Source organism: Blautia sp. DFI.3.45, assembly GCF_020593505.1.
Lineage (GTDB): Bacteria > Bacillota > Clostridia > Lachnospirales > Lachnospiraceae > Blautia_A > Blautia_A wexlerae.
This window is the reverse complement of the sequence record NZ_JAJDMI010000077.1, coordinates 1-8,885: the sequence shown is the minus strand read 5'-3', so window position 1 is coordinate 8,885 and position 8,885 is coordinate 1. Positions and strand designations below refer to the sequence as shown.

The 8,885-nt window shown below is 35.7% G+C and carries 10 protein-coding genes and 1 pseudogene; 2 read left to right on the top strand and 9 right to left on the bottom strand.

Annotated elements, in window-relative coordinates:
- Window positions 1–70: 70 nt before the first annotated feature.
- The 5 genes from LJE09_RS16275 to LJE09_RS16255 are packed head-to-tail and all read right to left on the bottom strand — an operon-like array spanning window position 71 to window position 5,372.
- A complete protein-coding gene (locus LJE09_RS16275; RefSeq protein ID WP_055057548.1) occupies window positions 71–1,369 on the bottom strand; it encodes an LlaJI family restriction endonuclease in 1,299 nt (432 codons plus the stop codon).
- Between the two features lie 14 nt (window positions 1,370–1,383).
- Window positions 1,384–3,348: an AAA family ATPase gene (locus LJE09_RS16270; RefSeq protein ID WP_227311555.1), complete on the bottom strand. Its 1,965-nt coding sequence runs from the start codon at window positions 3,346–3,348 to the stop codon at window positions 1,384–1,386.
- A complete protein-coding gene (locus LJE09_RS16265) occupies window positions 3,341–4,417 on the bottom strand; it encodes a DNA cytosine methyltransferase (protein WP_055057550.1) in 1,077 nt (358 codons plus the stop codon). The genes LJE09_RS16270 and LJE09_RS16265 overlap by 8 nt, the downstream gene beginning before the upstream one ends.
- Window positions 4,418–4,419: 2 nt before the next feature.
- Entirely contained in the window at window positions 4,420–5,139 is a 720-nt protein-coding gene (locus LJE09_RS16260) for a DNA-methyltransferase (RefSeq protein WP_081026380.1), read from the bottom strand.
- 26 nt (window positions 5,140–5,165) lie between these two features.
- A complete protein-coding gene (locus tag LJE09_RS16255) occupies window positions 5,166–5,372 on the bottom strand; it encodes a type II toxin-antitoxin system Phd/YefM family antitoxin (RefSeq protein ID WP_227311554.1) in 207 nt (68 codons plus the stop codon).
- A gap of 223 nt (window positions 5,373–5,595) precedes the next feature.
- Here LJE09_RS16255 and LJE09_RS16250 point away from each other — a divergent pair, with 223 nt between their 5' ends.
- Window positions 5,596–6,822: an HNH endonuclease gene (locus LJE09_RS16250; RefSeq protein WP_227311553.1), complete on the top strand. Its 1,227-nt coding sequence runs from the start codon at window positions 5,596–5,598 to the stop codon at window positions 6,820–6,822.
- Window positions 6,823–6,969: 147 nt separating this feature from the next.
- A pseudogene (locus tag LJE09_RS16245) lies at window positions 6,970–7,326 on the top strand (transposase); the annotation flags it as partial.
- Window positions 7,327–7,624: 298 nt separating this feature from the next.
- Here LJE09_RS16245 and LJE09_RS16240 read toward each other — a convergent pair.
- The 4 genes from LJE09_RS16240 to LJE09_RS16225 form a co-directional block, all read right to left on the bottom strand.
- Window positions 7,625–7,987, bottom strand: a complete 363-nt coding sequence (locus LJE09_RS16240; RefSeq protein ID WP_118613169.1) for a YccF domain-containing protein — start codon at window positions 7,985–7,987, stop codon at window positions 7,625–7,627.
- Window positions 7,988–8,055: 68 nt separating this feature from the next.
- Window positions 8,056–8,412: a VOC family protein gene (locus LJE09_RS16235; RefSeq protein WP_227311552.1), complete on the bottom strand. Its 357-nt coding sequence runs from the start codon at window positions 8,410–8,412 to the stop codon at window positions 8,056–8,058.
- Between the two features lie 42 nt (window positions 8,413–8,454).
- Window positions 8,455–8,592 (bottom strand): SDR family oxidoreductase, encoded by a 138-nt coding sequence (locus LJE09_RS16230; RefSeq protein ID WP_330366528.1) that lies wholly within the window; start codon window positions 8,590–8,592, stop codon window positions 8,455–8,457.
- 24 nt (window positions 8,593–8,616) lie between these two features.
- On the bottom strand, window positions 8,617–8,885 hold a 269-nt coding region (locus LJE09_RS16225), incomplete at its 5' end, for a GNAT family N-acetyltransferase (RefSeq protein ID WP_029677238.1).

Sequence of the window (8,885 nt, the reverse complement as noted above, 5' to 3'; positions counted from 1 at the left end):
TGACGATACAAAAATTTATTATTTTTTATTGTCCTCTTGACGGGGAGCATACCAGTTACAGGGGATCATTTTATTTTTTACTACGTGGCGGAACTGCTAATCTTTTCAATACCGTCTCAATACAATTTGCCAGAGCCACCTTACTCTTAAGAGGATTCCCGGTGTAATGATACATTAAATACCTGGTATCAATAACAATACCCTGGATTCTTTCATAGTTGAGCTTATTTGTTTTCCAATCACTGACAGCTTCTCCTATCGTGCCAACAGGTTCTGTCAAGCCAAAGAAGTTTTTCTTCATGTTATATGGCATGATAAATGCATTGAACAGAGAATCATTGTCTATACTATGTGCCTTTTCAAGGTATTCACCATATGTAACCTGCTTACTAATAGATGAGGCATTCGGAAGATGATCTGGATTTCCCGTCCATCCATACCGATAACACTTTGCATCCAACACATAATATTTTTCGTTGTAAATCATGATGCTATCAGGCATCAGTGGATGCTTTTCTTTGTACTTACCAAAATCCAGCAGCCATCTGGTTCTTGGGAAATACTGATCCTTGTTTTTCTCTCCGAAAGCTCTGTCTATCAGTTTTTCCCACACATGATCAAAATCATCCGTTCCAAAATAGAATGTACTTTCCGATGTTTTTTCGTCCATATATTCTAGCATATCTAACATCCCCTGAAACAGGTTTCTCTTTCGATCGTCGTTTGTATTTCCAAGCTTACTTCTTACGATCTGTATAGATGTTTTTACATCGGGACAGGCTCCAGGTTTTTCTGGCATATAAGGAACATATAGCCATCCAAGTTTCAAAAAAGCTTCATATACGCAAAATCTATTAATCTGCGTGATGGTTTTATTATCATTTGGTGTCGATGATCTTACTGTAAAGTCTGTGTATATCAACGAGCTCACTCCATTGGGAGACTGTTGCACCAATGGAGTCTGATTTCTGAATGTCCTTGGCCAGTGCTGATTTCCCGTAGGACTGGTTCTAAACACTGGATCAGTCTCAATGTAATACTTACCGCCAAGAGAAAAGTAAAACTCCATAACTGCACGATAAGCATTTATAGGAAAATCTACCGTCTGAGGTGCCGCAAACTTGTTAATAGAAAGCAGTCTATCATCTTTTGAAGTAAATTCAGATAAAACCTGTATCAGATGCTTTATGTCCGTTCTGATTTCCTGATCAGTCTCCGGAAGCTGATAGCCTATAGGGAAATAGACCATTGCTTTATCAGAATCAGCTTTAACACCTACAAATCTATCTCCATCTTCATTTGAATTCACATGGCAACGATTACGGATGTCTTCGCCATCAGCTACTTTCAAAGCTGAATCTATGTCCATTGAACATCACCACCTTACTGTTCAGATTCCGGATTTTGTAATGCATCTACCACGTTCTGCTTAAACATCTTGAAGCGCTGGATACCCTCTGCATACATGAATGCTCTGATTACACTTTCAAGACTTCTGTATTCTGTGGTTTCAAAAATAACTTCACGATTGAACTTGAAGGCATCATCCCACAGATATTTGATAACCTTTTCGGGGAATCTACGATTTTGCTTCATAGCAGTTCTGATTTCATCTAATCGAATATCATCTTCTTTGGAAATAATACCAGCACTCTCTTTTTTGCGTAAAGAATCATATTCTCCAGAAGACAAATCTCCCATTTTCTGATCCTTTTGCAAATCCATAAGACGAACAAAATAAGCTCCAAGACGCTTATCCTCAGAAGAAGACATTCTTACATTGTTTCCTACAATAATGCTGTTTATTTCTGTACAGAATACTTCCCATGTAATACCTGTATCTAAGATTTCAGCATCCGCCAGGTTTCTATCTACAATTTCAAAATTATTCTCAATCAAACGCATCTCCCAACGTCTTTGGAATGCTGTATCTAAGGTAAATACATTCTGATCAGAAGTATTCATCGTTCCGATAATCGAAAGATTTGACGGAATTTTAACTTTGTGTTTAGAATCACCGTAAACAATTTTTGCGATATTTGCATTTGTTATACCATATTCACTCGTTCCAATAGGCATACCATCATCATATTTTTCTGATGCAATCACTTTTCTATCTAACAATTGAAATACTTCTCCAAATATTGCAGGAGCATTACCTCGATTTATTTCTTCAATTACTAGAATATACTCTTCTGTTGGATTCAGATAAGCATCTTTCAAAATATTGGTAAACGGTCCTGCTGTAAATTGATAGCTTACTTGACCATCTTCTGCAACAACCGGTAGTATCTGACCAATAAAATCTGAATATGTATAATCTGGATGGAAAACTAATCTTTCAACATGGGTTCCTTTTTTACAATACTCATGTTCAATAGTCCAACTTTTCCCCGATCCTGGAACTCCATATAATAAAACATTCGTCCCCGTAGATATACGTGTCTTCTCCAGATCATCAAACGAAGCACCTTCCTGATCTGCATCTAAGCTATCTAATCCAATAACTTTAGTTGCATTCAGACGCAATAATGTTTCTACTCTTTTCTGATAATCATCAAGTCTATCTGAAATCACCGATTGAGCCGAAACACTTCCGCCAGAATATTTCAAGTATGGGTTCATACTATCAGATAACAGTGATTTCAATATTCTTAAAGAACCTTTTGCTTCCTTATCTCCATTTACATCTACTGGCTGATTAGTTTCCAATAATTTTCTATAAATGCTATTTTGATTGAAAATCACATCTTTTTCGCCATCAACTAGCTTAAACACTGCTCCCTCAGCTAATGCTGTGAGCAATTTCAATAAAATCAACTCACACTCAGGATCAAATGTGACATCTACTCCTATCCACGACAATAATACCCTTACAAAAGCTGACTCATTACTAGATATTACGCTGTGTATGATATCCATATTAACCGAATAAGCCAGCTTTTTAGGATAACGAATACCACCTGTTCGCTCTGCACTTGCTGCTTTACTTGAATCAACAAAACTTACCTTAGCTAATTTCCATACCAATTCAAATGCAACAATCAATGCTTCCATTTGAGACTTAAAAAGCTGATTATCATTAGCACATGAAATAACTTTCTGAATATCTATGTTCTCTTCTTCACATATCTCTGATAAATAATCTGACAGCCACTGTCTCAATTCTTGCGTTAATACAGTTTCTTTGTCCTTTTGTTCTGAAAAAACAAGTTCTGATGGATGATCAGCACATTCCCACAATAAAACAGAAAGTGCTAATGTGCCTTTAACATGTGGTAGTGACGATTTAATTCCCAATTTCAAATCAAGCTCATCATATGCCATAAGATTGTCAGGTCTATTCATTCTCTATCCCCTCCTTTATATCCTTCATAATTACACTAGCTATTGCAGCAGCAAGTTTGGGTGGAACTGCATTACCCACTTGCTTCATTTGTGATCCTTTATTACCAATAAATCTGAATGTATCTGGAAAGGATTGTATTCTTGCCGCTTCTCTAACAGTTATAGCTCTATCCAAATAAGGATGTGTAAATTTACCAGAAGAAGGTGTATCAAATCTTGTGGTTATAGTAACAGATATTTCATCCTTTCTCATTCTTGTCCAAGTTCCACTATAAATAGATTTTGTTAAATGTTCCTTGGGAAGAACTTCTTTCCCAGCATTGGGAGGAATCATTGCTAAACGCTCCAATGCGAGCTTAGAATGTTTGGTAACAACATGATTAAATAGTTTTCCTGAATCTCTTCTCATTTCCTTTTGATAGTCACTCTCTGGATCTGTACTGTAGGCTTGCTCTTCCTCACCTTCTCCTGAATTCAGATATGCTAAATCACTGATTGCATCCCATATATTAACAAATTTTATACAAGGAACAGGGAGCTGAGGGGCTTCTGAATCACGTTTTCCAATTATTACAGCTCTTCTTCTATTCTGTGGGACACCATAATCGGATGCATTCAGCACTCCCATATTGAGCTGATATCCCATAGAATTAAATAGTGTCTGTATTTCCTGTCGAAAGAAACCGCCTTCCGCTGTTAATAAATTAGGTACATTTTCCATTACAAAATACCTTGGTTTAACTAATTCTACAACCTTTACATAATACTTAAACAAGAAATTTCGTTCATCATGGATAGTTTTCCTTTGTCCTTTTTGAGAAAAACCCTGACAAGGAGGACCACCTATAATTACATCTATTTTCCCTTGAAAATCACCAAAGGTTTTTTCTAAGTCCAATTGTGTAATATCACCAACTACCATTTTAGTGTTTTTGTGATTTACTCGATATGCATTAGCTATTGATTCATCATACTCATTTGCCAATACAACATCAAAGCCTTCTTGTTCAAACCCAAGGGACATTCCTCCTACCCCTGCAAACAAATCGATTACTTTAGGTTTTATCATTTTTATGCCTCCTGGATTCTTTGGCTTGCCATATCAAAATATTCTTTTGATAATTCAATACCAATAAAATTTCGACCTGCTTTTTTGGCAGCAACTCCAGTTGTTCCGCTACCCATAAACGGATCTAATATATTGTCATCTACATTAGAAAGAACATCAACAAAATGGCGCATTAAACTTTCTGGTTTTTGAGTTGGATGTTTTCCATATTTTCGTTCACCATTTGGAGTAACAGAAGTCTCTACAAAATCATGTAAAACAGCCCCATTATTGTTGAATGTTCCTGTTCTGGTTTTATATGTGAAATAAATCCAAGCTTCCGTAGAATTAACAAAGTGTAGATTCATATTTCTTGGCATCGGATTTTTCTTATGCCAAATACCAGTTGTCTTATAATAAAAGCCATATTTTTCTGCTAACTTAATCACAGTTTCAACTTTAATAATAGCCATAAATACAATAATAGAACCACCTTTTTTCATAACTCTTGCGGCAGATTCAAAGAATTGTTCCATTGATTCAGACCATTCAGAAAAATCCATATTATCCCAACCTGCATCACCAAAAAAATTATCTCGCATTTTTTTTAAATTAGTATCTCTGTCTTTCATAAAATTCCCCAAATTATATGGCGGATCGGTAATTATCAAATCTATGGTGTTATCACCTATGGATTTCATAGCTTCTATACAATTGTCGTTATATAAATTAATTACTGACATACTACTTCCTTTCACACATTGAAAAATCAAAATTCATTAATATCAATTCCCTGTTCAAACATCCGTTGATATCTTTCGTACGACATAACCACCGCAATAGGCTTACCGTTTTTCTGAATAAATGCTGTATTATCGTTTTCTACAAGTCCTTTTATAAGTTTTGATGATTGTCCTCTGTTGAACTCTGCTATATTAAGGTGTTCCATTGGGCTTTTCACTCTTTTATCGCTCAATTACTTGTCCTCCATGAAATTACACATAATTATACTTATTACATTATATACAAAAGTAATTACTTTTACAATTCTTTTTACAATATTTTAATCATGTTTATTTACAATCTTAATTACAATTACTTTTATAATGATATAATATTCTTCTTTTTGTACAGTTTTTGATTTTATATGTTATAATTAATATAGATTTTTATACTATATTTAAAAGGAGCGTGATATTATGAGTTTTCTACTTGAAAACATCCAAACACCCTTATCTGAACAGACGGCTTATATATTAGGGGGAATTGTATCCGCCTGTTCTTATAATGAAGAACAATCCGCCTGGTTATTGCCTGTCATTCACAATCCCGGCAAAGTAACATCTACTGATTTACAATCACATCAGAACTCTCTCAAAAAAATACTTTCTGGTATGTATGCAAAGTTTATAAAAAAAACAGATGATAATTACAAAAAATACATGCAACCAAATAAGCAAGGCTTTGTTTTTTTAGTCAGTTCTGCTACAATAAAAACGCCTGAAAATCTCATAGAAACTTTCTCTGAACACATTATGATAGCTTCAGAAAAAGTAAGATGTGCTTTTATTACTGGAGCATTCGATGGGCGTAGTTCTTTGGACAAACATACCCGAATGCTTTCTCTGGACGAAAAACATCCTCTTTGTTCAGATCTAATCATTAACGTATTAAAAAGTCTGAAAATAACCGCTTCAATTAACAAGTCAAGGGATCGCATCACAGGAGGAAATCCACGAAAAAATCAAATCCGTATTTCTGCAGCTGATGTACCTGAATTTGCTAAAACAGTGGGACTTATTTCTCCAACAAGAGTAAAAGATATAGAAAATGCCAGTATTAGTAATTTCATCGAAGAGAAAGACAATAGCTTAAGCGGGCTCATTAAAATAAAAGGACTTCGTTTATCTAAACAACAACGCAAATTAAAAAAAGTAAGTGTTGATAAACGTTCTCACGAAGCAGGAGCCGACCAAAAATTAATTGATGAAATTTCATCAACTAAAATCACAAAGCCAACCAAAGAAGTCTCTTATACTGGTAAACCAAAGAAAAAAATTTCTACTGTTACTCAATCTCAAACAACAACTTTCCCACGAGACAAAAAGGTTTCACTAAAAGCCTTGAAAATTGCAAATTACACATGTGAGATTGATGCACAGCACCAGACCTTTATAAGAAAAAAAGATGATTTGCCATATACTGAACCGCACCATCTTGTTCCGATGGCATATTCTGACGATTTTGATGTTTCTTTAGATATCGAAGAAAACATCGTATCGCTCTGTAGTACATGTCATAACCAGGTGCATTACGGAAAGGATATCGAAATAATACTTAAGCCATTATATGAGCGTCGAAAAGATCTTCTTGCACGTGTTGGTATTTACATTACTTATGCCGAACTATTAAAAATGTATAAATAATAGCACGCATGATATCTCAAATATTGAGGTATCATGCTTTTCTACCATTCATCGGTAGTGTAAAATAGTTTGTGTTTTTGGTAAAAAATAACTCCTTTTTGGTAAGAATTCAGATATGACAATTCTTATCGAAAAGGAGTATTTTTTATGGCAGTTGCAAAGGAACAAATTCGACAGATCATCTCAGGAAACAACATTAATAGCGTTGCAGATATATACACGCTTCTGAAAGACAGTTTCAAGGATATCCTGCAGGAGCTGATGGAGGCAGAACTGGATGCAACTCCTGGCTACGAGAAAAACCATAAGGGAGATCTACAGACAGACAATAAAAGAAATGGTCATTCTACAAAAAACTTAAAGAGTCAATACGGTGAATTTCAAATCGATGTACCAAGAGACCGTAACGGTGAGTTTGAACCAAAACTCATCCCTAAATACCAGAGAGATATTTCCGGGATTGAGGAAAAAGTGATATCTTTATATGCCCGTGGTATGAGTACCGCAGGTCGCACCAATATGATACTTACAATTCCACTTTGTATGTGATAAACTATTATTATCCATATGGATACCTCCTGTGTATATTAGTGCGGTTGGCGAACCTACATTAATTATACCACCGGAGGTTTTTTTCTGTAAGCTGAAGCAATGCTGACTCACCTGCATAGCAGGTGGTTTATTTGTTTTCCAAAGCTCCGTTTTTCGGATCAGCGAAAAACTCCACAATGGCAAACAGGGCTTTGCCCTAACAATAAAAACGCCAGTGGAATACTCCACTGACTCCTTAAATTTTTGTATTCTACCCTATCACACTGGCACCAAATGGCATGAAAGAAAGTCTTGCCATCTTGAAAAACTGCTTTCCAAACGGAATTCCAACTATCGTAATACACCATATACAACCAACTATCAGATTTCCAAGTGCCATTTCCCAGCCAAAAAATACAATCCATATGAGATTTACCAAGAATGAAAACATACCAGTTCCATACACGATTTCTTTTCCAAACGGCCAGAATGCCAAAGTTGCAAATTTAAAGCATTGCAGGCCTATCGGAATTCCAATAATTGTAATACACCATATGCATCCTGCAAAAACCCATGCCAGTCCACCCAGCAATCCTCCAAATATAAACCAAAGGATATTACCTATAGTTCTCATGATAACACACCCCCTTAAAGTCCTCTGAAAATCTGATCAACATGATTTCTTCGATTTCCCAGCCAGCTTTACGGCAGAATCTCAAGCCAGTATCCATCTGGATCTACAATGAAATAGATTCCCATCGCTTCATTTTCGAAGCAAATACATCCCATCTCTTTGTGCTTCTTATACGCTGCCTCATAATCCTCTGCCTTGAATGCCAGGTGGAATTCACATTCACCCAGATTATATGGCTGTGGATGATCTTTAAGCCAGGTAAGTTCCAACTCAAAATCACTTACATCGTTGCTCAGATACACAATAATAAAATCATCGGTAGTTTTTCTTCTCACCTCGTGCAGATCAAGGGCATCGTTGTAAAATTTAATAGATCGGTCCAGATCTGATACATTGTAATTTTCATGAATCATCTTAAATTTCATAGTTCTTCTCCTTTTGTACATTCTGTGTTTCTAATACGTGACTTAGATGTCAAATCTCCACCCACAATCGCCATGATAAATCATTTGTTTTGTCATACCACCGTCAATACAGATGTTTTCACCTGTGATAAAGCCCGCTTTTTCAGAGCAAAGAAACAGTACCATATTGGCAATATCCATGGGAATTCTCCCCAAAATCGCTTTCTATTTCTGCTGCCACAACATTGGATATTCTTTTTCACCAGTAGCACCATCGAATCCTTCGCATTGGATATTAAACTCTTCTCTTTGGTAAAAAGAGAGAGCTCTGGTATTTTTCTGGTATACATTTAATCGTAATCTAACTTTTTTATTCTTGATATAATCTAATAAAAGTTTACCTATACCACATGACTGCATTTCATCAGAAACAAAAATACCGTGAATTAAAAACTTTATCCTCACACGACTGAAGTCGCGTGCTTCCAGACGCT

Excerpts from the sequence above, each read along its gene's own strand:
- LJE09_RS16270 (WP_227311555.1), bottom strand. The coding sequence starts at position 3,348 with ATGAATAGACCTGACAATCTTATGGCATATGATGAGCTTGATTTGAAA.
- LJE09_RS16240 (WP_118613169.1), bottom strand. The coding sequence starts at position 7,987 with ATGAGAACTATAGGTAATATCCTTTGGTTTATATTTGGAGGATTGCTG.
- LJE09_RS16230 (WP_330366528.1), bottom strand. The coding sequence starts at position 8,592 with ATGGATATTGCCAATATGGTACTGTTTCTTTGCTCTGAAAAAGCGGGC.
- LJE09_RS16235 (WP_227311552.1), bottom strand. The coding sequence starts at position 8,412 with ATGAAATTTAAGATGATTCATGAAAATTACAATGTATCAGATCTGGAC.
- LJE09_RS16275 (WP_055057548.1), bottom strand. The coding sequence starts at position 1,369 with ATGGACATAGATTCAGCTTTGAAAGTAGCTGATGGCGAAGACATCCGT.
- LJE09_RS16260 (WP_081026380.1), bottom strand. The coding sequence starts at position 5,139 with ATGTCAGTAATTAATTTATATAACGACAATTGTATAGAAGCTATGAAA.
- LJE09_RS16250 (WP_227311553.1), top strand. The coding sequence starts at position 5,596 with ATGAGTTTTCTACTTGAAAACATCCAAACACCCTTATCTGAACAGACG.
- LJE09_RS16265 (WP_055057550.1), bottom strand. The coding sequence starts at position 4,417 with ATGATAAAACCTAAAGTAATCGATTTGTTTGCAGGGGTAGGAGGAATG.